Source organism: Pseudomonas sp. HP_14 (genome assembly GCF_055283875.1).
The window spans coordinates 20,912-47,862 of record NZ_JBTOQI010000024.1 but is presented as its reverse complement, the minus strand read 5'-3'; the positions used below and the strand labels follow the sequence as shown (position 1 = coordinate 47,862).

At 58.1% G+C, this 26,951-nt stretch carries 21 protein-coding genes; 16 read left to right on the top strand and 5 right to left on the bottom strand.

All coding sequences use genetic code 11. The features are described from left to right. Positions 1 to 73: 73 nt before the first annotated feature. Entirely contained in the window at positions 74 to 592 is a 519-nt protein-coding gene (locus tag ACYASS_RS16900; protein ID WP_463586967.1) for a glycine cleavage system transcriptional repressor, read from the bottom strand. A gap of 337 nt (positions 593 to 929) precedes the next feature. Here ACYASS_RS16900 and ACYASS_RS16895 point away from each other — a divergent pair, with 337 nt between their 5' ends. After that, positions 930 to 3,107, top strand: coding sequence for a malate synthase G (locus ACYASS_RS16895; RefSeq protein WP_463586966.1), 2,178 nt, complete (start codon positions 930 to 932; stop codon positions 3,105 to 3,107). A gap of 176 nt (positions 3,108 to 3,283) precedes the next feature. On the opposite strand, the gene ACYASS_RS16890 is transcribed toward ACYASS_RS16895, so the two are convergent. After that, positions 3,284 to 3,730, bottom strand: coding sequence for a response regulator (locus ACYASS_RS16890; RefSeq protein ID WP_162874639.1), 447 nt, complete (start codon positions 3,728 to 3,730; stop codon positions 3,284 to 3,286). A gap of 250 nt (positions 3,731 to 3,980) precedes the next feature. Between ACYASS_RS16890 and ACYASS_RS16885 the strand changes: the two genes are divergently transcribed. Then, positions 3,981 to 5,915: a putative nucleotidyltransferase substrate binding domain-containing protein gene (locus ACYASS_RS16885; RefSeq protein WP_463586965.1), complete on the top strand. Its 1,935-nt coding sequence runs from the start codon at positions 3,981 to 3,983 to the stop codon at positions 5,913 to 5,915. A 14-nt stretch (positions 5,916 to 5,929) separates the two neighbouring features. Continuing rightward, positions 5,930 to 6,643, top strand: a complete 714-nt coding sequence (locus tag ACYASS_RS16880) for a 3'-5' exonuclease (protein ID WP_243244344.1) — start codon at positions 5,930 to 5,932, stop codon at positions 6,641 to 6,643. 1,093 nt (positions 6,644 to 7,736) lie between these two features. Here ACYASS_RS16880 and gbcA read toward each other — a convergent pair. Then, positions 7,737 to 9,035: a glycine-betaine demethylase subunit GbcA gene (gbcA, locus tag ACYASS_RS16875; protein ID WP_463586964.1), complete on the bottom strand. Its 1,299-nt coding sequence runs from the start codon at positions 9,033 to 9,035 to the stop codon at positions 7,737 to 7,739. 319 nt (positions 9,036 to 9,354) lie between these two features. Here gbcA and gbcB point away from each other — a divergent pair, with 319 nt between their 5' ends. Continuing rightward, complete coding sequence (gene gbcB, locus ACYASS_RS16870) at positions 9,355 to 10,455, top strand: glycine-betaine demethylase subunit GbcB (protein WP_187522715.1); 1,101 nt, start codon at positions 9,355 to 9,357, stop codon at positions 10,453 to 10,455. Positions 10,456 to 10,618: 163 nt separating this feature from the next. Here gbcB and ACYASS_RS16865 read toward each other — a convergent pair whose 3' ends face one another. Next, positions 10,619 to 12,244 (bottom strand): methyl-accepting chemotaxis protein, encoded by a 1,626-nt coding sequence (locus ACYASS_RS16865; RefSeq protein ID WP_463586963.1) that lies wholly within the window; start codon positions 12,242 to 12,244, stop codon positions 10,619 to 10,621. A gap of 423 nt (positions 12,245 to 12,667) precedes the next feature. On the opposite strand from ACYASS_RS16865, the gene ACYASS_RS16860 reads away from it, so the two are divergent. Together ACYASS_RS16860 and ACYASS_RS16855 are read left to right on the top strand one after the other, a co-directional pair. Next, entirely contained in the window at positions 12,668 to 12,901 is a 234-nt protein-coding gene (locus ACYASS_RS16860; RefSeq protein ID WP_243244206.1) for a hypothetical protein, read from the top strand. Beyond that, entirely contained in the window at positions 12,898 to 13,200 is a 303-nt protein-coding gene (locus tag ACYASS_RS16855) for a cell division protein ZapA (protein ID WP_122664095.1), read from the top strand. The genes ACYASS_RS16860 and ACYASS_RS16855 overlap by 4 nt, the downstream gene beginning before the upstream one ends. A 106-nt stretch (positions 13,201 to 13,306) precedes the next feature. Here ACYASS_RS16855 and ACYASS_RS16850 read toward each other — a convergent pair whose 3' ends face one another. Beyond that, entirely contained in the window at positions 13,307 to 14,347 is a 1,041-nt protein-coding gene (locus ACYASS_RS16850; protein WP_463586962.1) for a threonine aldolase family protein, read from the bottom strand. A gap of 172 nt (positions 14,348 to 14,519) precedes the next feature. On the opposite strand from ACYASS_RS16850, the gene ACYASS_RS16845 reads away from it, so the two are divergent. The 10 genes from ACYASS_RS16845 (at position 14,520) to ACYASS_RS16800 (ending at position 26,951) form a co-directional block, all read left to right on the top strand. Then, the gene (locus ACYASS_RS16845; protein ID WP_463586961.1) at positions 14,520 to 15,287 is read left to right on the top strand and encodes a TraX family protein; all 768 of its coding nucleotides are present in this window, start codon (positions 14,520 to 14,522) and stop codon (positions 15,285 to 15,287) included. 208 nt (positions 15,288 to 15,495) lie between these two features. Beyond that, entirely contained in the window at positions 15,496 to 16,716 is a 1,221-nt protein-coding gene (alaC, locus tag ACYASS_RS16840; protein ID WP_463586960.1) for an alanine transaminase, read from the top strand. 398 nt (positions 16,717 to 17,114) lie between these two features. Further along, positions 17,115 to 18,368, top strand: coding sequence for a serine hydroxymethyltransferase (gene glyA, locus ACYASS_RS16835; RefSeq protein ID WP_463586959.1), 1,254 nt, complete (start codon positions 17,115 to 17,117; stop codon positions 18,366 to 18,368). A 17-nt stretch (positions 18,369 to 18,385) separates the two neighbouring features. Further along, positions 18,386 to 19,636, top strand: a complete 1,251-nt coding sequence (locus ACYASS_RS16830) for a sarcosine oxidase subunit beta family protein (protein WP_074752295.1) — start codon at positions 18,386 to 18,388, stop codon at positions 19,634 to 19,636. Between the two features lie 14 nt (positions 19,637 to 19,650). Beyond that, positions 19,651 to 19,974, top strand: a complete 324-nt coding sequence (locus tag ACYASS_RS16825; protein ID WP_087265976.1) for a sarcosine oxidase subunit delta — start codon at positions 19,651 to 19,653, stop codon at positions 19,972 to 19,974. Continuing rightward, entirely contained in the window at positions 19,971 to 22,988 is a 3,018-nt protein-coding gene (locus tag ACYASS_RS16820; protein WP_463586958.1) for a sarcosine oxidase subunit alpha, read from the top strand. The genes ACYASS_RS16825 and ACYASS_RS16820 overlap by 4 nt, the downstream gene beginning before the upstream one ends. Before the next feature lie 162 nt (positions 22,989 to 23,150). Beyond that, a complete protein-coding gene (locus ACYASS_RS16815; RefSeq protein WP_463586957.1) occupies positions 23,151 to 23,783 on the top strand; it encodes a sarcosine oxidase subunit gamma in 633 nt (210 codons plus the stop codon). A 117-nt stretch (positions 23,784 to 23,900) separates the two neighbouring features. Further along, positions 23,901 to 24,758, top strand: a complete 858-nt coding sequence (gene purU / locus ACYASS_RS16810; RefSeq protein WP_463586956.1) for a formyltetrahydrofolate deformylase — start codon at positions 23,901 to 23,903, stop codon at positions 24,756 to 24,758. 200 nt (positions 24,759 to 24,958) lie between these two features. Continuing rightward, positions 24,959 to 26,158: a formaldehyde dehydrogenase, glutathione-independent gene (gene fdhA / locus ACYASS_RS16805; protein WP_095092539.1), complete on the top strand. Its 1,200-nt coding sequence runs from the start codon at positions 24,959 to 24,961 to the stop codon at positions 26,156 to 26,158. A 223-nt stretch (positions 26,159 to 26,381) separates the two neighbouring features. Further along, positions 26,382 to 26,951 carry a DUF2780 domain-containing protein gene (locus ACYASS_RS16800; RefSeq protein WP_463586955.1) on the top strand — a complete coding sequence of 190 codons (570 nt, stop codon included), beginning with the start codon at positions 26,382 to 26,384 and terminating at the stop codon, positions 26,949 to 26,951.

Genomic DNA, 26,951 nt, shown 5'->3' with positions numbered 1-26,951 from the left:
CGCGATAAGGCTGAACGCGGTTCAATTCAGATCGCGTCCAGCCTTATCGCGAGCAAGCTCTGCTCCCACAGGCTCAAAGATCCGTACGCAACACCAGGTCCACCATCAAATCATCCGCCAGGGTTTCCAACGCCTGTTGCAGATCATCCAGCACCAGCGATTCAGGCACGCCCAACACCGCATCCGCATGGAACAACAGCTCGCTGCTCATGGGGGCGGGTTTGACTTCGGTGACCAGCCTTTCAACGTTGACGCCCTGTTCTGAAAGCAATCGAGTGATGTCGCGCACGATGCCAGGCCGGTCGTTGCCTACCAGCTCCATACCAATGTGTTTCCACGCGCCAGGAACTTCGATGGCTGTTTCGGCGAACAGCACGCGTATGCCTCGACTGGATAACTCAACCAATGCGCTTTTCAATTCTTCGTGAGAGTCCGCAGGCACGCTGAGCCGCAGGATACCGGCGAACTGACCCGCCAGATGGGACATGCGACTTTCCAGCCAGTTACCGCCGTGATCAGCGATGCATTTGGCGATAGCTTCAACCTGGCCCGGCTTGTCGGGGGCAAATACTGTGATAACAAGATGATCCACTGCTGACTCCTTATGGTCTTGAATCCGCGCCAGCCCGATGGGCCGCGACAACGAAACCAGTATAGGCAAGGCTGCCCGTCACGCACCGGCATGGCACTGCTGCCATTTTGTGTACGATTTCCATTTTTATCTGGAACAATCGGCAATATCCTTGAGAACATCTTGATCCTGATGATGACTGGCCATGAAATTTCAGTCGCGAAGTGACATATTCAGTCTCGTTTCCACCCGGCGATACCATCATGTAGTATCCCGCCTCGCGCACTACATGATGTTGACCCTAACAACAGAGCGCCCCCTCCGGGCGTAAAAAGCTGAGCAGAGTGAGGCAAGTGCAATGACTGAACACGTTCAAGTCGGTGGCCTGCAGGTCGCCAAAGTCCTGTATGACTTCGTGAATAACGAAGCGCTTCCCGGGACCGGTCTTGATGCTGCTGGCTTCTGGATCGGTGCAGACCAGTTGATCAATGAGCTGGCCCCTAAAAACAAGGCACTGCTCGCTAAACGTGATGACTTGCAGGCGCAGATCGACGCCTGGCACCAGTCCCATGCCGGACAGGCCCACGACGCCTCGGCTTATAAAGCTTTCCTTGAGCAAATCGGTTATCTGCTGCCAGAAGTGGCGGATTTCCAGATCACGACGCAAAACGTCGATGAAGAAATCGCTCGCATGGCTGGTCCACAGTTGGTGGTGCCGGTGATGAATGCCCGCTTTGCCCTCAACGCCTCGAACGCCCGCTGGGGCTCGCTGTATGACGCCCTGTATGGCACCGACGCGATCAGCGAAGCCGATGGCGCTGAGAAAGGCAAAGGCTACAACAAGGTTCGCGGTGACAAGGTCATCGCGTTCGCCCGCGCCTTTCTGGACGAAGCCGCGCCACTGGCCGCAGGCTCCCATGTTGACTCCACTGGCTACAAGCTGATCGACGGCAAACTGGTGATCAGTCTCAAGGGCGGTAGCAATACCGGCCTGCAGGACGACGCGCAGTTGATCGGTTATCAAGGTGACGCACCAGCACCGACCGCCGTGCTGCTCAAGCACAACGGCCTGCATTTCGAGATTCAGATCGACGCCTCCAGCCCGATTGGCCAGACCGATCAGGCCGGAGTCAAGGACGTGCTGATGGAAGCCGCCCTGACCACCATCATGGACTGCGAAGACTCTATCGCCGCCGTGGACGCCGACGACAAGGTCGTGGTGTACCGCAACTGGCTGGGCCTGATGAAAGGCGATCTCGCCGAACAGGTCTCCAAAGGCGGTGAAACCTTCACCCGCACCATGAACGGTGATCGTCACTACACCGCACCCAATGGTGGCGACGTGAAGCTGCACGGTCGCTCGCTGCTGTTCATCCGCAACGTCGGTCACTTGATGACCATTGACGCGATCCTAGACAAGAACGGCCAGGAGGTACCGGAAGGCATTCTGGATGCTCTGCTGACCAGCCTTGCGGCGATCCACAGCCTCAATGGCAACACCACGCGCAGCAACAGCCGCACGCGCTCTGTGTACATCGTCAAACCGAAGATGCATGGCCCGGAAGAAGCGGCGTTCACCAACGAACTGTTTGGTCGCGTCGAAGACGTTCTGCGTCTGCCACGCAACACGCTCAAAGTCGGGATCATGGACGAGGAACGCCGGACCACGGTCAACCTCAAGGCGTGCATCAAAGCCGCCAGCGAGCGCGTGGTGTTCATCAACACGGGCTTCCTGGATCGCACTGGCGATGAAATCCACACCTCCATGGAAGCCGGCCCGGTCGTGCGCAAAGCACAGATGAAAGCCGAAAAATGGATCAGCGCCTACGAAAACTCCAACGTAGATATCGGCTTGAGCTGCGGCCTGCAAGGTCGTGCGCAGATCGGTAAGGGCATGTGGGCCATGCCGGACCTGATGGCGGCGATGCTGGAGCAGAAAATCGCTCACCCAATGGCAGGCGCGAACACCGCCTGGGTTCCGTCGCCGACGGCCGCTGCGCTGCACGCGCTGCACTATCACAAGGTTGACGTGTTCGCCCGTCAGGCTGAACTGGCCCAGCGCACTCGCGCCTCGGTGGATGACATCCTGACTATCCCGCTCGCGCCGAACACCAACTGGACGCCCGAGGAAATCCAGAACGAACTGGATAACAACTCACAGGGCATCCTCGGTTACGTGGTGCGCTGGATCGATCAGGGTGTTGGTTGCTCGAAGGTGCCAGACATCAACGATATTGGCCTGATGGAAGACCGCGCCACGCTGCGTATCTCCAGCCAGCACATCGCCAACTGGCTGCGCCACGGCGTGGTCAACGAGACGCAGGTAATGGACAGTCTCAAGCGCATGGCACCTGTGGTTGACCGGCAAAATGCGGGGGACTCGCTGTACCGTCCGCTGGCGCCGGATTTCGACAGCAACATCGCGTTCCAGGCGGCGGTTGAACTGGTGATCGAAGGGACTAAACAGCCTAACGGCTACACCGAGCCGGTCTTGCACCGTCGGCGTCGTGAGTTCAAGGCGAAGAACGGGTTGTAGATAACAGATTGGCCGCGGGATTTTTTTTCGCGGCCAGATTGATTCGGTATTCCTGACACTGCGCTGTCGCCTGGCAAACAAGTGACTTGCAGGAGCTGCCGAAGGCTGCGATGGCGGTGCGTCAGGATAAACGCATCGCAGCCTTCGGCAGCTCCTACAGAGAGGCTTGGCACCCCTCACTCCACCCCCAACTCCTTCTTGACCAGTTTCACCAGATGCTTGGTGTTAATGGGCTTGAGCAGGAAGTCGAGCACGCTCAGGTGCATGGCGTCGATGGCGTCGCGCACATTGGCATCACCCGAAACAATGATGATCGGCAGCGAAGCACGCTCGGAATCGCGGACCTGACGAATCAGATCCAGACCGTTGCAGGGCGCCATGCGCAAGTCGGTTATCAACAGGGCGATGCTGTCCCGGGTGCGTATCAATTCCATGGCGCTGTTACCGCCAGCGGCCGTCAGGCAACTGATGTCATTGAGGCTGAGAATCTCGGCCAGCAACTCGCGTGCATCCCGATCGTCGTCCACGATCAGCACCCGTTGCTCCGAACTGGACGGCGGCGCGAGCATCACTTCATTCAGAGCCTCGCGCTCTTCATCGCTCAAAATATCGTAATCCAGCATAACCGCCCCATTCCCTTGCACTGACTGACAAAAACACCGGGTTTTACCCGGAGATATCTCTGTGCTTTTGCAGGCGTCCTTGCATTGACCCAGACGCCGTCCAAGGCATCGTACAACTATGTACAGGTGCTTTTTACACCATGACGGGAATAGTCAGAAATCTTTTTATTGCCGTAAGACTTACGTCCAATGGGCACTACCCCTCAAGCGGTCGACCATAGCTGTCAATAAAAACAAAGCGGTGCAGGTCATGAGTAGAGCCGATGCATTCACCCAGGCCGGGAAAACAGCGGTGTTGCAGAACATTCACGGCACCATGCAGTTCCTGCAGAAATTCCCGCCATTCGACCATATGGAAAACGCACATCTCGCGTATCTGGTCGAACAATGCCAACTGCGTTTTTACGGCGCCGATGACAGCATCATCAAGCCTGGCGATGGGCCAGTAGAGCACTTCTACATCGTCAAACAAGGACGAGTGGTCGGCGAACGCCCGCACACAGCAAAAGGCGGAACGGAAACCACCTTTGAAATCACCACCGGCGAATGCTTCCCGCTGGCCGCTCTACTGGGTGAACGGGCGACGCGTACCGAGCATCTGGCGGCAGAAGATACGTTCTGCCTGCAGCTAAACAAGCAGGCCTTCATCAAGCTGTTTGCCTTGTCCACAACCTTCCGCGACTTTGCCCTGCGAGGCGTCAGCAGCCTGCTTGATCAGGTCAATCAGCAAGTCCAGCAACGCGCGGTAGAGACTCTTGGCACTCAATACTCACTGAACACCCGGCTTGGCGAATTGGCCATGCGCCATCCGGTGATGTGCACGCCGGATACCCCGATGCGCGAGGCGGTGAAGATGATGCACGAGCAGCAAGTCGGCAGCATCGTGATCATCGATCAGCACCAGGCACCACTGGGCATCTTCACCTTGCGTGACCTACGCGAGGCCGTCGCCGATATCAGCGTGGATTTCAGCCAGCCGATCCAGAGCCGCATGATTCAGGCTCCCTTCCATCTCAGCCCTGACGCCAGCGCTTTTGATGCAGCCATCGCCATGACCGGTCGGCACATTGCGCATGTCTGCCTGGTCAGAGACGGTCGCTTGTGCGGCGTGGTGTCAGAACGGGACCTGTTCTCTCTGCAAAGGGTCGACCTGGTTCATCTGGCTCGCACCATTCGCACGGCACCGCGCATCGACAGCCTGTGCAATTTGCGCGGCGATATCGTGCAACTGGTCGACCGCATGCTGGCCCATGGCGCATCGTCGACCCAGATCACTCAGATCATCACCCTGCTCAACGACCACACCGTATGCCGTGTGATCGAGCTGACGCTGCAAGAGCGTGGCGACCCTGGCATACCCTTCAGTTGGCTGTGTTTCGGCAGCGAGGGCCGTCGCGAGCAGACGCTGCATACCGATCAGGACAACGGCATCTTGTTCGATGCCAAGGACGCCGCTGAAGCAGAGCATATTCGCGGTCTACTGCTGCCGATTGCCGAGCGCATCAACCAGAACCTGGCCCTGTGCGGATTCACGTTGTGCAAAGGCAACATCATGGCCAGCAATCCGCAGCTGTGCCTGTCCAGAGCTGAATGGTCTCGACGCTTTGCCGCGTTCATTCGCGACGCAACTCCCGAGAACCTGCTCAACTCCAGCATCTATTTTGACCTGCGCGTGGTGTGGGGCGAAGAAAGCGGCGGCGAGCAATTGCGCCAACAGATCCTCGACCAGGTCGCTGACAACCGCCTGTTCCAGCGCATGCTGGCGGAGAATGCGTTAAGGCAGCGCCCGCCGGTGGGACGCTTCAAGGACTTCGTATTAGCCCGCAAAGGCAGCGACAAGGACACCCTGGACCTCAAGACTCAGGGCCTGACCCCCTTCGTCGATGGTGCGCGCGTGCTGGCGCTGGCCAATGGCATTGGCGTGAACAACACGCTCGAACGGTTGCGCAAACTGGTCGAGAACGAAGTCATCGACCCGCAGGACGGTGCAGCCTATGAAGAGGCCTATCACTTCATTCAACAAACCCGCATGCAGCAGCATCAACTGCAAAGCAGACAAAACCTGCCTTGGTCCAACCGTATCGACCCAGACACCCTCAACCATCTGGATCGGCGGATTCTGCGTGAATCACTGCGCCAGGCACAACGCCTGCAAACCAGTCTGACGCTGCGTTACCAATTATGAGTCTGTTATCCGGCATGAACCTGTTTCAGTGGCTACGACCTCGTCCTCCCAGAGCAACACTGGAAAAACGCGATCAACAACGCCTGGCCAACCTCGCTTCGGCAGCGCCCCTTAGCGAACACCCGCTGCGGCAGCAACGCTGGGTCGTGGTCGATCTGGAAACCAGCGGCCTGAACCTGAACCGTGATCAGGTGCTATCCATTGGTGCCGTCGTCATCGAAGACGGCGCCATCGACCTGAGCCAGCAGTTCGAGCGAACGTTGCTGTGTCCCAACCATAAAGTCAGCCCCGCCGTATTGATCCACGGCCTGGCCCCCAGCGCCATTGCGGCGGGTAGCGAGCCTGTACAGGCCCTGCTGGATTTCATGGAGTTCGTGGGTGAAAGCCCACTACTGGCGTTTCATGCGCCTTTTGATCAGCACATGCTCAGCCGGGCCCTGAAAGAAAACCTGGACTACCGACTGGAGCATCACTTCCTTGATGTGGCGGACATAGCACCGATGCTTTTTCCACAGGCTGGCTTCCGCAAGGCCGGGCTTGATGACTGGACGCAATTCTTCGGGCTGCATGCAGAAGAGCGCCACCACGCCAGCGCCGATGCATTGGTAACGGCAGAGCTGGCGCTCATCCTGTTCAGCCACGCCCGCCGCCAACAGATCGACAGCCCCGCCCGCCTCGACCAGAGCCTGAGCCAATGGCGTCGGCGGCAGCAGAGTCATTCGTTTTAAAGGCACTGAGCAGAACGGTAGGAGCGAACTTGTTCGCGAGCACTTCTACAGACGATGAATATTTATAGCCCGCACCATCTCTTCGCGAACAAGTTCGCTCCTACCGGGGATATTCAAACCTGTGAGCGTCAAGCCCCGCCCGCCTCGACCAGAGCCTGAGCCAATGGCGTCGGCGGCAGCAGAGTCATTCGTTTTAATACCCGTTCCGACGGGCTTAGTGATCCGTGGGAGCGTGGCTTGCCCGCGAATGCCGGCGCCCCGGTTTATCAGGTCTACCGTGTCATCGTTCTTCGCGGGCAAGCCTCGCTCCAACAGGGTGTCGCATAGTGCCAACTATAAAACTTGTGCACATAGGCTGTTAGCGGCTCTGTGGATAACATGTTCGCTTAACCCTAAGTCCCATACAAACCGGGGCCTCCAACCAGCCGATCAAAAAACAACCAGCGTATCCCACGGTTTTTATTGGTTTTTCATTGTGGATAAAGCATCCACTGAGTAACTCATTCATCCACAACTACCCACAAAGTCTGTTGGCGCTTCTGTGGACAAGTTGTTTGCTTACCTCTACAGGCCATGTATATAAAGGCCTGCAAGCAAATGATCAAAAAGCGATCAATTACTGCAAAAAAGCTGGAATCCGCTTCTGTCAACCTTGAAAGACGCGGCTTTCAGCAGTTTTCCACAGATCATAGGCGATATCTCCAGAGTTGCCCCCAAAGTCTGTTGGCGCATCTGTGGATAAGGTGTTTGTGTTCGGCTACAGGCCTTATATTACATGGCCCACAAAGAAATGATCAATTATTGATCAGTAACCGCAATAAACTGCCATTCTGAATAAGTCACGGTTTTTATTGGTTTTTTACAGGGTGAACAATCGACTTTCCCACAATTGCTGTGGGTGGCCTTGTGGATAAGATGTTTGCTGAAGCAGGGAATGCGCGGCCCGGTTAGGCTCGCCAGGATCTGATCAAATTTTGATCACTTACAACCCTGCATGAGCGCGCTTGCCCGCGATTGCGTCAGCACAGGCGATATATTCATCGACCGGCAGACCAAATCGCGGGCAAGCGCGCTTCTACAGGTTTCTAATGGATCACTCGTGATTAACCGCCACGCCCTTCAGATACGGTGCAGGCTCGGCTCCCAGGTTTTCAAGCACGCGGGCGCTATACCAGTCGATGAAGTTGACCACGCCAAACTCGTAGGTTTTCGAGTAAGGACCTGGCTGATAGGCGTCGGAGTTGATCCCGCGCTGGTTTTCTTCAGCCAGACGGCGGTCCTGATCGTTGGTCGCGTCCCAGACTTCGCGCAGGCGAGCAACATCGTAGTCCACACCTTCAACGGCATCCTTGTGTACCAGCCATTTGGTGGTAACCATGGTTTCCTGAGCGCTGATCGGCCACACCGTGAACACGATGATGTGATCGCCCATGCAGTGGTTCCAGGAATGCGGCAGGTGCAGGATGCGCATCGAGCCCAGGTCCGGGTTGGTGATCCGGCCCATGAGTTTCTTGCAGCCCTGTTTGCCGTCCATGGTCATGGACACCGTGCCCTTGAGCAGCGGCATGCGCACGATACGGTTGCGCAAGCCAAAAGCGGCGTGAGCGAACGGGATCTTTTCAGCCTCCCAGGCCGCAGCAGATTCGGCGACGTGGTCCTTGAACGACTGCGTGGCACGCGGATCTGTTACGTCATCCCATTCCAGCAACGTATTGAGCAATTCCGGGTGTGAGCCGCTGCAGTGGTAGCACTCGCGGTTGTTTTCCAGCACCAGCTTCCAGTTGGCTTTTTCCATCAAGGTGGTCTGCACCGCCACCTTGGTGTTTTCCATGTCGTACGGTTCCATGTAGTGCTTGAGGGTCTGCAGGAACTCGTCGATGGCAGGCGGGTTTTCCGCGAGACTGATAAAGATGTAGCCGCCCGCGGTTTTCACGTTGATCGGCTTGAGGCTGAAGTTCTTCATGTCGAAGTCGTCGCCCATCTCGCTGCCCGCGTACAACAGGCGACCATCGAGCTCGTACGTCCACTGGTGGTAAGGGCAAACCAGCTTGGCGACTTTGCCTTTTTCCTTGGTGCACAGGCGCGAGCCGCGATGACGGCAAACGTTATGAAAAGCGTTAACAGCGCCATCCGGGCCACGCACGACAACCACGGGATTCTTGCCGATCTGCAGCGTCAGGTAGTTACCCTTGGCCGGAATCTCGGCGGTCATGCCTGCGATCAGCCACTCTTTATGGAAGATCTCCTGCATGTCGATTTCAAACAACCGCTCATCACTGTAGAAAGGCTGCGGCAGCGAATAGGTGCGTTCGCGATTCTGCAGCATCTCGGCAGTGGCCTTACGTGCCGGTTCCAGCGGATCGCCCAAGCTCAAGGTTGCGGTGACGTCCATCGTTTGAAGTCCTCATGACCATACGGTTTACGGTCGGCGAATGTGGCTAATACGGTTCTTTGTGGCGTTTGGCACGCAAGGCAGCGATTGTTTTGCTGCTCATGCTTTTCGATAAACATTTAGTGGCGAGTGTGGAGTCCGGCGCAGACTTGACCTTATCCATGGGCGACATGGCCGAATCCGTTCCCGACGCGCTAATGCAGGTAATCAGGGGCTGGTCGCGATAAGTACGCCGATGTCGCTGGCAGGTAAGTGGGTGGTCTGCGCCTTACGCAGAATTCGCATCATGAGGCCGGTCGTCGGCCGTTGGAGATTCAGCATGTCCCAAAGCTTCCTGAGCCCGGTAAATACCCAGACATGGGCCAATGGCCGTCACCTGGTGCGCGTCGTCAAGGTTATTCAGGAAACCTGGGATGTGCGCACCTTTTGCTTCATGGCCGATCAGCCAATCATGTTCTTTTTCAAGCCCGGCCAGTTCGTGACCCTGGAGCTTGAAATCGAAGGCGTGCCGGTGATGCGCTCGTACACCATTTCCAGCTCGCCTTCGGTGCCTTACAGCTTCTCGGTGACGATCAAGCGTGTGCCAGGCGGTAAGGTTTCCAACTATCTCCATGACACGCTGCATGAAGGTCAGGAGCTGGCGGTCCACGGTCCGGTCGGGCTGTTCAATGCCATTGACTTCCCGAACCCGAAAATCCTCTACCTGAGTGGCGGCGTCGGCATCACGCCGGTGATGTCCATGGCACGCTGGTTCTACGACACCAACGCCAACGTCGATATGGTGTTCGTGCACAGCGCCCGCTCGCCAAAAGACATCATTTATCACCGCGAGCTGGAGCACATGGCGTCGCGGATCGACAACTTCAGCCTGCACCTGATCTGCGAGAAGCACGGCCTTGGCGAACCCTGGGCGGGTTATCGCGGGTATCTGAATCAGAAGATGCTTGAGTTGATGGCACCGGACTTCATGGAGCGCGAGGTGTTCTGCTGCGGCCCTACACCGTACATGACGGCCGTCAAACGCCTGCTGGAAGCCAACGGTTTCAACATGGCGCAATACCATGAGGAATCGTTCGGCGCGACACCTCCCGAAGCCCGTGCCGATGCTGTGGAACAAGCCGAAATCGCTGCTGAAGCACCGGAAGTCGATGCCTCGGATCTGCACCAGGTGGAATTCACCGACACCGGCAAGAGCATCCGCGTGGCACCGGGCGAAACCGTTCACGCCGCCGCCGCCAAGCTCGGCCTGATGATCCCCAAAGCGTGCGGTATGGGCATCTGCGGGACCTGCAAGGTAATGAAGCTCAGCGGCGAAGTAGAAATGGAGCACAACGGCGGGATCACCGAAGAAGACGAAGCCGAAGGCTACATCCTGTCGTGCTGCAGCATTCCGAAGGGGGATGTGCGGATCGAGTATTGATCGCTGGGCGATTGATACCGGTAGGAGCGAACTTGTTCGCGAGGCGGCTCGGCAGGCGAATTATTCATCGTCCTTACAAACATCTCGCGAACAAGTTCGCTCCTACCGGAGTACGTGGTTAAGTTGGAGCGAGCGGGAGGCGCTCCAACGAACTCAAAGCTTGTTACAAACTAAACCTTGAAACCATGCTGTTCAGGTCAACCGCCAGACGCGTCAGCTCACCACTTGCAGCGCTGGTCTGTGCTGCACCGTCGGAAGACTGGGCCGACAGGTCGCGGATGTTGACCAGGTTGCGGTCCACTTCACGAGCAACTTGAGCCTGCTCTTCCGCGGCACTGGCGATCACCAGGTTGCGCTCGTTGATTTCGACCACGGCGGTGTTGATGGTGTCCAGCGCCAGGCCTGCGCCTTTGGCGATGTTCAGGGTCGATTCGGCACGCTCGGTACTGTTGCGCATTGAGCTGACAGCCTGCTCAGTGCCACCTTGAATGCTGCCGATCATGCGCTCGATTTCGCTGGTCGACTGCTGAGTGCGATGCGCCAGAGCACGCACTTCGTCAGCCACCACAGCAAAGCCACGGCCTGCTTCACCCGCACGCGCAGCTTCAATGGCGGCGTTAAGGGCCAGCAGGTTGGTCTGGTCGGCGAGACCGCGAATCACATCAAGCACTTTGCCGATGTCACGGGACTCCTCAGCCAGATTACCGATCAGGTCCGCAGTGCTTTGCACATCACCGCTCATGCGCTCGATGGCATTCACTGTTTCCTGAACCAGATCACGACCGTCGCCCGCCGACGCAGTGGCGTTTTTCGAGGCTTCGGAAGTACTGACCGCGTTACGCGCCACTTCTTCCACGGCGCTGGTCATCTCGTTGACAGCCGTGGCGGCTTGTTCAATTTCGTTGTTCTGTTTCGAGAGCCCACGAGCGCTCTCGTCGGTGACCGCGTTCAGCTCTTCAGCAGCAGAGGCTAGCTGGGTGGCGGAACCGGAAATGCGGGTCAATGTGTCACGCAGCTTTTCCTGCATTTTCTGCATGGCAGCCAGCAAACGACCGGCTTCGTCTGTGCCATCGACTTTGATCGGACGAGTCAGATTGCCCTCGGCGATGGTCTCTGCCGCTTCAAGCGCAGAACTGATCGGCAGGGTAATGCTCTTGGTCAGCAACCAGGCGAACAGCATGGTCAGGACGGTGGCGACGATCAGCAGGCCGACGACCAGATTGAACGCTGACGAATATTCGTCGGCAGCCGCCTGATTGGTGTTAGTCAATTGCTTGGTGTTGAGGTCGGCCAGCCTGGCCAGGACCACATTCATCTTGTCGGAGTTGGATGCTGACTCCGCATTGAGCAGCCTGGCCATCTCATCGACCTTGCCTGCACGGCTCAAGGCGATGACGCGCGCTTCGATTTGGCGGTACTCGCCCAACAACTGCACAAACTCGTTGTAGGCTGCTTTCTCCTCCGGGGACTCGATCAGTTTTTCATAAACCGCCTGGGCATCGCTGATCTGTTTGTTGCGCACGGCGAACAATTCGATGGTCTTGTCCTGAACGTCCTGTTCGCGATTGGTCAGCAAGCGATAGGACAGAACCCGCATACGAATACCCGCCACAGTCAGCCCGTTCAGGCTCTGAATGCTGGGCACGCTGTTCTGCGCAACCTGGTCACCCGCGGTGCGGATCTTGCTCATCTGTGTCAACGCAAATACGCCAAGGATAAGCATCAGCGTGCCGATCAAGGCAAACCCGAGGAACGCGCGCGGAGCGATGTTCATTTTTCGTAATGACATGTTTTTTTCCAGAAAAGGAGGAGCATTCCCTGCGAATAGGAGATTTAAAGCGCTTGCGATTCCATGCCTATCGGTCGATGGGCGGAAGTCTTGAGGTGAGCGATCTCAAATTGAGACGCGGCAGAAAGTCGCAGTCTTTTTGAAATGCGGCGTAATGCCATGCAAGTCATTGAAAGGTAACGTTTACGGGGCTTTGGTCTGAAAATTCCGGAATATCGGAGGCCATCTGTTTCCTCGGTCGAGCCGGACTGACGAGCAGCAGGAACCAGATCGTCAAATCACAGTCAACAGGGCCTGTTTATGCACTTGCCTTCAGGGAGGACGCCAGCGCGCCAAAACGCCGTTATTTAAGTGGCTTAACTGGTATGCGCAGTGACTTTTCTTTAAGGTGTGCGCCCGTTGAAATTTGCTTGAGAAATCAAAATGTTGGAAGCATCCCTTAGCCAGTTGGAACAACTTGTCACTGACCTGGTGCAACAGAACCAGCAGTTGCAGAACACGAACACTCAGCTCAGCACAGAGCTGGCCCAAGCCAGGGATGACAACGACAGTCTGCAACTGAGCCTGATGGAGCAGGAAGAGAAACAAGGCGCCACTGCTGCGCGCATTCAAGCCCTTGTTGACCGTGCGACCAGCGCAAGCGCAGTCAGCGCATGAGCACTGACAGAAACGGGGTGACAGTCGTTTCGATTCTCGGCAACGACTATTCGATCAAAGCGCCTGCCGGTGAAGAGCAAACCTTGCAGCAAGCCACCGCATTGCTCCGCGCATCGCTGGCCGATACCAAACGCAAATACCCGACCCTGATCGGCGACCGCTTGCTGGTACTGGCGGCCTTGAACCTGTGCTCGCAGCAAATCGAACTCAAGCAGCAGCACCAGCTGGAACTAGACCGCTGCCGGGAGCAGGTCGATGCAACGGTGGATGCGATTTCCAGGACGATTGCGCAGAACTGATTCGAATACACAGGTAGGAGCGAACTTGTTCGCGAGGCGGCGCAGCTGACACACCGTATCGCCAGCCTCGCCAACAAGTTGGCTCCTACCGGAATTGCATCGCGATTTAAGCCCCCATCACCAACCGGATATCCGCCGCCAGCTCGCGCACGCGCTCTTCCTCGGTGTCCCACGAGCACATGAAGCGTGCACCGCCGTTGCCGATGAAGGTATAGAAGCGCCAGCCTTTAGCCGTCAGTGCTGCGATGGCAGGTTCTGACAATTGCAGGAACACACCATTGGCCTGCACCGGGAACATCAGTTCAACGCCCGGGATGTCCTGAACCAGCGACGCCAGCAGTTGCGCGCAATGGTTGGCATGATTGGCGTGTTTGAGCCAGGCATCACCTTCCAGCAACCCAACCCAAGGGGCTGACAGGAAGCGCATCTTCGACGCCAGTTGCCCGGCCTGCTTGCAGCGGTAGTCAAAATCTTCAGCCAGCTTATGGTTGAAGAACAGAATCGCCTCGCCCACCGCCATGCCGTTCTTGGTGCCACCAAAGCACAGCACGTCAACGCCCGACTTCCAGGTCAGCTCTGCCGGAGAACACCCCAGAAAAGCACAGGCATTAGCGAACCGCGCGCCGTCCATGTGCAGATTCAGATTCAACTCTTTGCAGGTTGCGCTGATCGCCTTGAGTTCTTCTGGCTGGTAAACACTGCCGACTTCGGTGGCTTGGGTCAGGGTCACAACACGAGGTTTAGGGTAGTGAATATCCTGACGTTTGAGCGCCACTTCGCGGATCGACTCAGGCGTCAGTTTGCCCTGTTCACTGCGTGCGGTGAGTAGCTTGGAGCCGTTGGAGAAAAACTCCGGAGCGCCGCATTCGTCAGTTTCTACGTGGGCCGTTTCCGAACAGATAACGCTGTGATAGCTCTGGCACAGCGACGACAGCGCCAGGGAGTTGGCGGCCGTACCGTTGAAGGCAAAAAACACTTCGCAATCGGTTTCAAATAATTTACGGAATTGATCAGAGGCGCGCGCGGTCCATTCGTCATCGCCGTACGCGCGCTGATGGCCGTGATTAGCCTGTTCCATCGCAGCCCAGGCTTCAGGGCAAATGCCCGAATAGTTATCACTGGCAAACTGCTGGCTTTTATCGGTCATGGCCGAATCCTTGTCATTGATTATGCTGCGCACTGTAGCGAAGATCGCATCGCAGCAAAACCGTTGGAGCGAGGCTTGCCCGCGAAGAACGATAATGCGGTGTATCTGCTGTATCGAGGTGCCTGATTCGCGGGCAAGCCTCGCTCCAACGCCCCCCTATTCCCGGAGAGATATGGACCTGTCGAACCCGCCTTACCTCCCCGGACGCGACAAGGCGCTGGACTTGCTCAAGTGGCTGGCGATGCTGGCCATGGTACTCGACCATTTGCGCTATGTCGGTTGGTCGATAGATGTGCTGTACGTGCCTGGACGGTTCGCCTTCCCTTGGTTTTGCCTGGCGATCGCGGCAAATCTGGGGCGCAAGTCCGCGCTGTTTCCTGACCCCAAAGTGCAGTGGCGTTATCTGGGCTGGATGCTCTTTTTTGCTGTACTGGCCGAGCTCCCCTATCGGCTGTACATGGCGGATGAAGTCCACACGCTGAACGTCTTGCCGACGCTGGTTCTCGGCCTGCTGATCGCCCAGGGCTGGCGACACCGATTGCCTGCAACGCGATTGATGGCACTGGGTTCGCTGCTGATAGCCGCACTTTTTCACAAATACCTGATGTTTGGTTTCTTTGGCACGCTGCTGCCGTTGGCACTGCTGCTGGTGCTGCATCGGCCGCTCTGGTTCGCGTTGTTGCCGGGCGTGATTTGCGTGGCGGGCAACGCCTGGCCGCAAATGTTCGCGGGCGCAGCGTGGGGCGATCCGATCTCGATTGGCTCGCTAGTTGCCTGCCTGATCGCGCCCATGCTCGGGCTGGCCCTGTTGCGCCGTCGTTTGAGCTTCCCAGTCAAACCGATGCGGCGCTGGGCCTACGCGATTTATCCGGTGCACTTTCTGGTGCTGTTGGGATTGCGGGAAATATTGGCGACATGGATCACGCCCGCCCCCCTGTAGGAGTGAGCTTGCTCGCGATGGCGTCTAGTCAGATGATAATTGCCTGAATGACACAGCGAATCGCGAGCAAGCTCACTCCTACAGGGAATGGGGTGGGCTGAAAATCCCGGTAGACAAAACGCCACCAGCGCCTTTATCTTCTGCGCTGGCCACCGCAGTGGCCAACGTCGCTCGGACGGTTCCGGGCGCTTACGTATCTGAGGCCTCCATGGCAGACTTACCTTCGCCGCGCCGTTTTGCGCGCATCGATCGACTCCCCCCGTACGTCTTTAATATCACCGCCGAGCTGAAAATGGCCGCTCGCCGTCGTGGTGAAGACATCATCGACTTGAGCATGGGCAACCCCGACGGGCCAACCCCACCGCACATCGTCGAAAAACTCGTTACCGTTGCCCAGCGTGAAGACACTCACGGCTACTCGACTTCGCGTGGCATTCCGCGTCTGCGTCGGGCGATTTCCAACTGGTACAAAAAACGCTACGACGTCGATATCGATCCGGAAGAAGAAGCCATCGTCACCATTGGCTCGAAGGAAGGTCTGGCGCACTTGATGCTCGCCACCCTCGATCAGGGCGACACGGTGCTGGTGCCAAACCCGAGCTATCCGATTCACATCTACGGTGCCGTGATTGCTGGCGCTCAAGTGCGTTCGGTGCCACTGATCCCGGGTGTGGACTTCTTCGCCGAGCTGGAAAAAGCCATTCGCGGCTCGATCCCGAAACCGAAAATGATGATCCTCGGTTTCCCGTCCAACCCGACAGCGCAGTGCGTGGAGCTGGACTTCTTCGAACGCGTGGTTGCGCTAGCCAAACAGTACGACGTTCTCGTGGTTCACGATCTGGCCTACGCCGACATCGTCTACGACGGCTGGAAAGCCCCGTCGATCATGCAGGTGCCGGGCGCCAAAGACATCGCGGTCGAGTTTTTCACCCTGTCCAAAAGCTACAACATGGCGGGCTGGCGGATCGGCTTCATGGTCGGCAATCCGGAGCTGGTCAACGCCCTGGCACGGATCAAGAGCTACCACGACTACGGCACGTTCACCCCGCTGCAGGTTGCGGCCATTGCTGCACTGGAAGGCGATCAACAATGCGTGCTCGATATTGCCGAGCAGTATCGCCAACGCCGCAACGTGTTGGTCAAAGGCCTTCACGAACTGGGCTGGATGGTGGAAAACCCGAAAGCGTCGATGTACGTCTGGGCCAAGATTCCGCCCGCCTACGCACATATGGGCTCATTGGAGTTCGCCAAAAAGCTGCTGGCTGAAGCCAAGGTTTGCGTGTCACCGGGTGTCGGTTTTGGTGAATACGGCGACGATCATGTGCGCTTCGCGCTGATCGAGAATCAGGACCGGATTCGCCAGGCCGTGCGTGGTATTCGCGGCATGTTCCGGGCGGATGGACAGTTGCCCGCAAAAGCAGTGGTCTGATTGCGACATTAGCGGCATAAAATCCCCCGGCATCCCCGGGGGATTTTTGTTTGTGAACAGCGGCTCTGTAGGAGTGACCGGGGTGGCGCTCCACCTTGCTCGCGATCGGCTGCGAAGCAGTCGTAAATCAGTATCCACATTTATCCTGACACACCGCAACCAGCCAATTTGTGACCGCTTCGCGGTCAATCGCGAGCAAGCTACGCTCCTACAGATTCAAGCCCTTATCACTCTATTTACTCTTCCCCAGGATGCCATGTCGTAAACGCACCTTTGTGTGGCGTGCGCAGGCATTTGGCGTCCTCGGTCCGGCCCTAGTATCGCTGTCAAAGGGCCCTGCTTAGATGCTGCGGCTCTACCGATAAGTCAGGCGCGACGCCGCCGCTGGGAGAACCGCGATGTTCAGCAAGAACGACCAAATCCAAGGCTATGACGATGCACTGCTGGCCGCGATGAATGCCGAAGAGCAGCGTCAGGAAGATCACATCGAGCTGATCGCCTCGGAGAACTACACCAGCCAGCGCGTGATGGAAGCCCAGGGCAGCGGCCTGACCAACAAATACGCCGAAGGGTATCCGGGCAAGCGCTATTACGGCGGTTGCGAGCATGTGGATAAAGTTGAAGTGCTCGCCATCGAACGCGCCAAGCAATTGTTCGGCGCTGATTACGCCAACGTGCAGCCGCACTCCGGCAGCTCGGCCAACGCCGCGGTTTATCTGGCATTGCTGCAAGCGGGTGACACCGTATTGGGCATGAGTCTGGCCCACGGTGGTCACTTGACCCACGGCGCCAAAGTCAGCTTCTCCGGCAAGCTCTACAACGCGGTCCAGTACGGCATCGACACCAATACCGGCCTGATCGATTACGACGAAGTCGAGCGCATCGCCGTTGAATCCCAGCCAAAAATGATCATCGCCGGTTTCTCGGCCTATTCGAAAACCCTCGACTTCCCGCGCTTCCGGGCCATCGCTGACAAGGTCGGCGCTTACCTGTTTGTCGACATGGCCCACGTTGCCGGACTGGTCGCTGCCGGTCTGTACCCGAACCCGCTGCCGTACGCCGACGTGGTGACTACCACCACTCATAAAACCCTGCGCGGCCCGCGGGGTGGTTTGATTCTTGCCAAGGCCAACGAAGAGATCGAGAAAAAGCTCAATTCCGCAGTGTTCCCTGGCGGCCAAGGCGGCCCGTTGATGCACGTGATCGCCGCCAAGGCGGTGTGCTTCAAGGAAGCCATGGAACCGGAATTCAAGGCGTATCAACAGCAAGTGATCGATAACGCACAGGCCATGGCGCAAGTGTTCATCGACCGTGGCTTTGACGTGGTCTCCGGCGGCACCGATAACCACCTGTTCCTGGTCAGCCTGATCCGTCAGGGCCTGACCGGCAAAGACGCCGACGCCGCACTGGGTCGTGCGCACATCACCGTCAACAAGAACTCGGTGCCGAACGACCCGCAATCCCCATTCGTGACTTCGGGCCTGCGTATTGGCACCCCGGCAGTTACCACTCGCGGCTTCAAAGTCACCCAATGCATCACGCTGGCCGGCTGGATCTGCGACATCCTCGACAACCTCGGCGATGCCGACGTCGAAGCCAATGTCGCCAGTCAGGTTGCAGCCCTGTGTTCCGATTTCCCGGTTTATAGCTGAGTCAGGAGTAGTTATTCATGCAGCATTACTCAGGCTTCGGCCTCTTCAAACACTCCCTCAGCCACCACGAAAACTGGCAGCGCATGTGGCGCACGCCAACCCCGAAAAAAGTCTACGACGTGGTTATTGTCGGCGGCGGGGGGCACGGTCTGGCGACGGCTTATTACTTGGCCAAAGAGCACGGCATCACCAACGTGGCCGTGGTCGAAAAGGGCTGGCTGGGCGGTGGCAACACGGCGCGCAACACGACCATCGTGCGCTCCAACTATTTGTGGGATGAGTCAGCTCATCTTTACGAACACGCGATGAAACTGTGGGAAGGCCTGTCTCAGGACCTGAACTACAACGTGATGTTCTCCCAGCGTGGCGTTTACAACTTGTGCCACACGCTGCAGGACATGCGTGACTCCGAGCGCCGGGTCAGCGCCAACCGCCTCAACGGCGTAGACGGCGAACTGCTCAACGGCAAACAGGTGGCGGAAGAAATCCCGTATCTGGATTGCTCGAAAAACACCCGCTACCCAATCATCGGCGCCACCGTGCAACGTCGCGGCGGCGTAGCCCGTCACGATGCCGTGGCCTGGGGTTTCGCCCGTGCCGCTGACGCCTTGGGCGTTGACCTGATCCAGCAGACCGAAGTGACCGGCTTCCGCAAAGAAAACGGCGTGTGCATCGGTGTCGAAACCAATAAAGGTTTCATCGGCGCCAAGCGCGTCGGTGTGGTCACGGCCGGTAACTCCGGGCACATGGCGAAACTGGCTGGCTTCCGTCTGCCGATTGAATCTCACCCGCTACAAGCGCTGGTGTCCGAGCCGATCAAGCCGATTATCGACAGCGTGATCATGTCCAATGCGGTACACGGTTACATCAGCCAGTCCGACAAGGGCGATCTGGTGATCGGTGCCGGTATCGACGGCTGGGTGGGCTACGGTCAGCGCGGTTCCTACCCGGTGATCGAACACACGATTCAGGCCATCGTCGAGATGTTCCCGGTGTTGTCCCGCGTGCGCATGAACCGTCAGTGGGGCGGCATCGTCGACACCACGCCGGACGCCTGCCCGATCATTTCCAAGACCCCCGTGCCGAACATGTTCTTCAACTGCGGTTGGGGCACCGGTGGCTTCAAGGCCACACCGGGCTCGGGCAACGTGTTTGCGGCAAGTCTGGCTAAAGGTGAAATGCATCCATTGGCCAAACCTTTCTCCATCGACCGTTTCCACAACGGTGCACTCATTGACGAACACGGCGCTGCCGCTGTCGCTCACTAACAGGAGATTCACCCATGCTGCACATCTTCTGTCCTCACTGTGGCGAACTGCGCTCTGAAGAGGAATTCCACGCGTCTGGCCAGGCACACATCCCGCGTCCACTGGACCCGGCGGCCTGCACCGACGAGCAATGGGGCGACTACATGTTCTTCCGCGATAACCCTCGCGGGCTGCATCACGAACTGTGGATCCATGCCGCTGGCTGCCGTCAGTACTTCAACGCGACCCGCGACACCGTGACTTACGAAATTCTCGAAACCTACCCGATTGGCACCAAACCGCAGTTCAGAAACCCTGCGTTTGAGAAGACAGCCAGCGGCGAGGGAGACCAGGTATGAGCCAGACCAACCGACTGCCCAATGGCGGCCGCATCGACCGCAGCAAAGTGCTGAACTTCAACTTCAACGGTCAGACCTATCAAGGCTTTGAGGGCGACACGCTCGCCGCAGCCCTGCTGGCCAACGGGGTTGATGTGATTGGCCGCAGCTTCAAGTATTCCCGCCCTCGCGGCATCTTCGCGGCAGGATCTGAAGAGCCGAACGCGGTACTGCAGATTGGCGCTACCGAAGCGACCCAGATCCCGAACGTGCGCGCCACGCAACAGGCGTTGTATTCGGGTCTGGTCGCGACCAGCACCAACGGCTGGCCGAGCGTGAACAACGACGTGATGGGGATTCTTGGCAAAGTAGGCGGCAAGCTGATGCCGCCGGGCTTCTACTACAAAACCTTTATGTACCCGCAGTCGTTCTGGATGACGTACGAAAAGTACATCCGCAAGGCCGCCGGCCTCGGTCGTTCGCCGACTGAAAACGACCCGGACACTTACGACGCCATGAACCAGCACTGCGACGTGCTGATCGTCGGTGGTGGCCCCGCAGGTCTGGCCGCTGCTCTGGCGGCCGCTCGCAGCGGTGCCCGGGTGATTCTGGCCGATGAGCAGGAAGAGTTCGGCGGCAGTCTGCTGGACAGCCGCGAAAGCCTGGATGGCAAACCGGCTGCTGAATGGGTCGCGACCGTTATTGCCGAGCTGAAAGGCTTGAAGAACGTTGTGTTGCTCCCACGCGCTACGGTCAACGGTTACCACGACCATAACTTCCTGACCATTCACGAGCGTCTCACCGACCACCTCGGTGATCGTGCGCCTATCGGTCAGGTGCGTCAGCGCATGCATCGGGTTCGTGCCAAGCGTGTAGTGCTGGCCACCGGCACTCACGAACGCCCATTGGTCTACGGCAACAACGACGTGCCGGGTAACATGCTGGCCGGTGCCGTTTCCACTTATGTGCGCCGTTATGGCGTGGCACCGGGCAAGAAACTGGTGTTGTCGACCAACAACGACCACGCCTACCGCGTCGCGCTGGATTGGCTCGACGCCAGCCTGCAAGTAGTGGCGATTGCCGATGCACGTCACAACCCACGTGGCGCACTGGTTGAAGAAGCTCGCGCCAAAGGCATTCGCATCCTGACCGGCAGTGCGGTGATTGAAGCCCGTGGCAGCAAGCACGTCACCGCTGCTCGTGTGGCCGCCATTGATGTCAGGGCCCATCGAGTAACAAGCCCCGGCGAATGGCTCGAATGCGATCTGGTCGCCAGCTCCGGCGGCTACAGCCCTATCGTCCACCTCGCGTCGCACTTGGGCGGCAAACCCGTCTGGCGTGAAGACATTCTCGGTTTCGTACCGGGCGAAGCGCCGCAGAAGCGCGTTTGCGTCGGCGGCGTGAATGGCGTCTACGCGCTGGGCGACACGCTGGCTGATGGTTTCGAGGGTGGTGTGCGCGCGGCCAGCGAAGCCGGGTTCAAAGTCGTCGAAGGCGTTCTGCCGAAAGCCCTGAGCCGCGCTGAAGAGCCAACGCTGGCCCTGTTCCAGGTGCCTCACGACAAACCCACTGCCCGTGCGCCGAAGCAATTCGTCGACCTGCAGAACGATGTCACTGCGGCGGCTATCGAGCTGGCGACCCGTGAAGGCTTCGAGTCGGTGGAACACGTCAAACGCTACACCGCACTGGGTTTCGGCACCGATCAAGGCAAACTGGGTAACGTCAACGGCCTGGCCATCGCTGCACGGTCGCTGAACGTGACCATCCCGGAAATGGGCACCACCATGTTCCGCCCGAACTACACGCCGGTGACCTTCGGCGCAGTAGCCGGTCGTCACTGCGGGCATATCTTCGAGCCGGTACGTTTCACCGCCCTGCACGCCTGGCACGTGAAGAACGGTGCCGAGTTCGAAGACGTCGGTCAGTGGAAACGCCCTTGGTACTTCCCGAAAGCTGGTGAAGATATTCATGCTGCCGTGGCCCGTGAATGCAAAGCCGTGCGCGCAAGCGTTGGCCTGCTGGACGCGTCAACACTCGGCAAGATCGACATTCAAGGCCCGGATGCCCGTGAGTTCCTCAACCGCATCTACACCAATGCGTGGACCAAGCTCGATGTCGGCAAGGCGCGCTACGGCCTGATGTGTAAAGAAGACGGCATGGTCTTCGACGACGGGGTTACTGCCTGCGTCGCCGACAACCATTTCATCATGACCACCACCACGGGCGGCGCGGCACGCGTGCTGCAATGGCTGGAAATTTACCAGCAGACTGAATGGCCTGACCTGAAGGTGTACTTCACCTCCGTGACTGACCATTACGCGACCCTGACCCTGTCTGGCCCGAACAGCCGCAAGCTGCTCAGCGAAGTGACCGACATCGATCTGGACCGTGAGGCGTTCCCGTTCATGACCTGGAAAGAAGGTCTGGTCGGCGGTGTTCCAGCGCGAGTGTTCCGTATTTCGTTTACCGGTGAGCTGTCTTACGAGGTCAACATCCAGGCTGACTACGCCATGGGTGTCCTGGAAAAGATCATCGAAGCTGGCAAGCAGTACAACCTGACGCCGTACGGCACCGAAACCATGCACGTGCTGCGGGCCGAAAAGGGTTTCATCATCGTCGGTCAGGACACTGACGGCTCGATGACCCCGGACGACCTGAACATGGGCTGGTGTGTAGGCCGCACCAAACCGTTTTCGTGGATCGGCCAGCGCGGCATGAACCGTGAAGACTGCGTGCGTGAACAACGCAAGCAACTGGTGGGCCTCAAGCCGGTTGATCCAGCCAAATGGCTGCCGGAAGGTGCGCAACTGGTGTTCGACCCGAAACAGTCGATCCCAATGACCATGGTCGGTCACGTAACTTCCAGCTACGCGGCCAACTCCCTGGGCTATTCGTTTGCCATGGGCGTGGTTAAAGGCGGCTTGCAGCGCATGGGCGAGAGGGTGTTCTCACCGCAGGCGGACGGCAGCGTGATCGAAGCCGAAATTGTCTCCTCGGTGTTCTTCGATCCGAAGGGTGAGCAGCAGAACGTTTAAGGCTGGTGCTCCCCCTGTAGGAGTGAGCTTGCTCGCGATCGGCTGCGAAGCAGCCGTAGAAATGGTGAATGCGCCATTATCTGAAAGTCATTCCGACTTTATCGCGAGCAAGCTCACTCCTACAGGGGCCAGGTTCAAAACAGAATTCAAAACAGGTGCTCTATGACCACAGCCAACGTTTACCAGCAGCGGCCATCGACCGGCGAGAAAGCCGAGTCACCGCTGTTTCATGCAGACCTCAATAGCCTGGTCGGTAAAGGGCGCGCCAACCCTGGCGTGACTTTGCGCGAGAAAAAATTACTCGGTCACCTGACCATTCGTGGCGATGCTCACGACCCGGCGTTTGCTGCGGGTGTGCACAAAGCTCTGGGTATGGAACTGCCTGGCGCATTGGCGCTGGTTATCAGCGGAGAAAGCTCGATTCAGTGGCTTGGCCCGGACGAGTGGCTGCTGATCGTGCCGACCGGCGAAGAGTTTGCCGTGGAGCAGAAGCTGCGCGCAGAACTGACCGGCCTGCACATCGCTATCGTCAACGTCAGTGGCGGTCAGTCGATTCTCGAATTGAGCGGCCCGAAAGTCCGCGAAGTGCTGATGAAGTCCACCAGCTACGACGTACACCCGGACAACTTCCCGGTGGGTAAAGCCGTCGGCACCGTGTTCGCCAAGTCTCAACTGGTCATCCGCCGTACTGGCGAAGAAACCTGGGAATTGCTGATCCGCCGTAGCTTCTCCGATTACTGGTGGATGTGGTTGCAGGATGCGAGCGCCGAGTACGGCCTGACGGTTCAGGCCTGAGTACGCACCCCGGTAGGAGCGAACTTGTTCGCGAGACGCCATACCTGACACAACGCGCCGTCAGTCTCGCCAACAAGTTGCCTCCTACCGGGAAATCATGATTTCAGGAGTTGATTAATGAGTCGCGCCCCCGACACATGGATTCTGACCGCCGACTGCCCCAGCGTGCTGGGCACGGTGGACGCGGTGACCCGCTATTTGTTCGAGCAGGGCTGCTACGTCACTGAGCACCACTCGTTCGACGACCGGCTCTCCGGCCGCTTCTTCATTCGTGTGGAATTCCGTCAGCCAGACGGTTTTGACGAACAGGGCTTCCGCGCAGGGCTGAGCGAGCGCGGCCAAGCCTTTGGCATGATCTTCGAGCTGACTGCGCCGAACTACCGGCCAAAAGTCGTGATCATGGTTTCCAAGGCCGATCATTGTCTGAATGACCTGCTCTATCGTCAGCGCATCAACCAACTGTCCATGGACGTGGTTGCTGTGGTGTCCAACCATCCGGATCTGGAACCGCTGGCGCGCTGGCATGAGATTCCGTACTACCATTTCCCCTTGGACCCTAACGACAAGCCCGCTCAGGAAAGCAAAGTCTGGCAGGTGATCGAGGATTCCGGCGCCGAGCTGGTGATTCTTGCCCGTTACATGCAAGTGCTGTCGCCGGACCTGTGCCGCAAGCTGGACGGCAAGGCGATCAACATTCACCACTCGCTGCTGCCCGGATTCAAAGGCGCCAAGCCTTACCATCAGGCTTACAACAAAGGCGTGAAACTGGTGGGTGCGACCGCGCATTACATCAACAACGATCTGGACGAAGGTCCGATCATTGCCCAAGGGGTAGAAGTGGTGGATCACAGTCATTACCCCGAAGACCTCATCGCCAAAGGCCGGGACATTGAGGGCCTGACGCTGGCCCGGGCAGTGGGTTATCACATTGAGCGGCGTGTGTTTCTTAACGCCAACAGGACAGTGGTTCTTTAAAAGCACCGCTTCGCGGTATCGCGAGCAAGCTCACTCCTACAGGTAGACGCGAACAACTGTAGGAGTGAGCTTGCTCGCGATGGCGGCGGCATGAACGACATCAATCCAGGCAAACACCCCAGAGCAATCAGTGCGTTGCTTCGTACCTAACAAAAGCAGCGCATTTCCCCGCGACATAACAACAAAATCGAGGTGAAAGAATGGCTGACAATCGTGGTGTGGTGTATCTCGGCGCTGGCAAGGTCGAAGTACAGAAAATCGACTATCCAAAAATGCAGGACCCGCGTGGTCGCAAGATCGAACACGGCGTCATTCTGCGCGTGGTTTCTACCAATATCTGTGGCTCGGACCAACACATGGTTCGCGGCCGCACGACTGCACAAACCGGCCTGGTACTGGGCCATGAAATCACGGGCGAAGTGATCGAAAAAGGCACTGGCGTCGAAAATCTGAAAATCGGCGACCTGGTATCAGTGCCCTTCAACGTAGCGTGCGGTCTGTGCCGCTCCTGCAAGGAGCAACATACCGGCGTGTGCCTGACCGTCAATCCGGCTCGCCCGGGCGGTGCCTACGGCTACGTCGACATGGGCGACTGGACCGGCGGCCAGGCGGAATACGTGCTGGTGCCTTATGCCGACTTCAACCTGCTCAAGCTGCCGGACCGCGACCGGGCCATGGAAAAAATCCGCGACCTGACCTGCCTCTCGGACATTCTGCCCACCGGTTATCACGGCGCAGTCACAGCCGGTGTAGGTCCAGGAAGTACCGTATACATCGCTGGCGCTGGCCCGGTCGGTCTGGCAGCAGCGGCATCGGCACGTCTGCTGGGCGCGGCGGTGGTGATCATCGGTGACGTGAACCCGGCCCGTCTGGTTCATGCCAAGGCTCAGGGTTTTGAAATTGCCGACCTGTCCCTCGATACCCCGCTGCACGAGCAGATCGCCGCGCTGTTGGGCGAACCGGAAGTGGATTGCGCCGTTGACGCGGTGGGCTTCGAAGCTCGCGGCCATGGCCATGCGGGAGTGCAGCATGAAGCTCCGGCCACCGTCCTCAACTCGTTGATGGGCGTGGTGCGTGTGGCGGGCAAAATCGGTATTCCCGGCCTTTACGTGACCGAAGACCCGGGCGCTGTCGATGCGGCCGCAAAAATGGGTAGCCTGAGTATTCGCTTTGGTTTGGGCTGGGCCAAATCTCACAGCTTCCACACCGGCCAGACCCCGGTCATGAAGTACAACCGTCAGTTGATGCAGGCGATCATGTGGGACCGCATCAAGATTGCCGATATTGTCGGCGTCGAAGTCATCAGCCTCGACGATGCGCCACGCGGTTATGGCGAGTTCGATGCCGGTGTGCCGAAGAAGTTTGTGATCGATCCGCATAAGCTGTTCAGCGCGGCGTAAGTCGCACTTATCGCTCTGAAACTGCGTCGCGCTCATCGCGGGCAAGCCTCGCTCCCACAGGAAAATGCGATCAACTGTGGAGCGAGGCTTGCCCGCGATGTGGGCGACGCAGGTTTGCTTTAACTCATCAGACAAACGCAAGGAACATTGCCAACCCGCCCAAGGTCGAACACGTGTTTCTACCGGCAGCAGCCGGATTTTCTGGTTTGAGGGGTTTGTTGCAATGAAGATTTCCCGCGGTGTAGCACTGGCAACCTTGATGGCCGTCGCCGCCAGTCCGGTGTTCGCTTTCAATCTGAATGACGCGGCCAACGCCGTTTCCAACGCCACTAATGGCAATCAGAAAGCCACCGCAGCGCCTGAAGCTGCAGGCCTGCTCAATCTGTTGGGCTCAAATTTGAACGTCACACCCGAGCAAGCCGTCGGCGGCACAGGCGCACTGCTGGGTTTGGCTAAAAACAAGCTTGCCGGTAACGATTACAGCCAATTGAGCAAATCGGTGCCCGGCCTTGATCAACTCGCTGGGACCAGCGCCTTGAGCAGCCTTGGCAGCCTTAATGGCCTGGGAGGTCTGTTGGGTAACTCGGGCAACAGCGCTGAAAGCTCGGTGCTGAACAGCGCTCTGGGTAACGTACAAAGCATGGGCGACGTGAACAAGGCGTTCAGTGCTTTGGGCATGGACAGCTCAATGGTCAGCCAGTTTGTGCCGTTGATTCTGCAATACCTGGGTCAACAAGGTGCTGGCGGTTCTGCACTGCAGAGCCTGGGCAGTGTGTGGGGCGCAGGCAGCTAA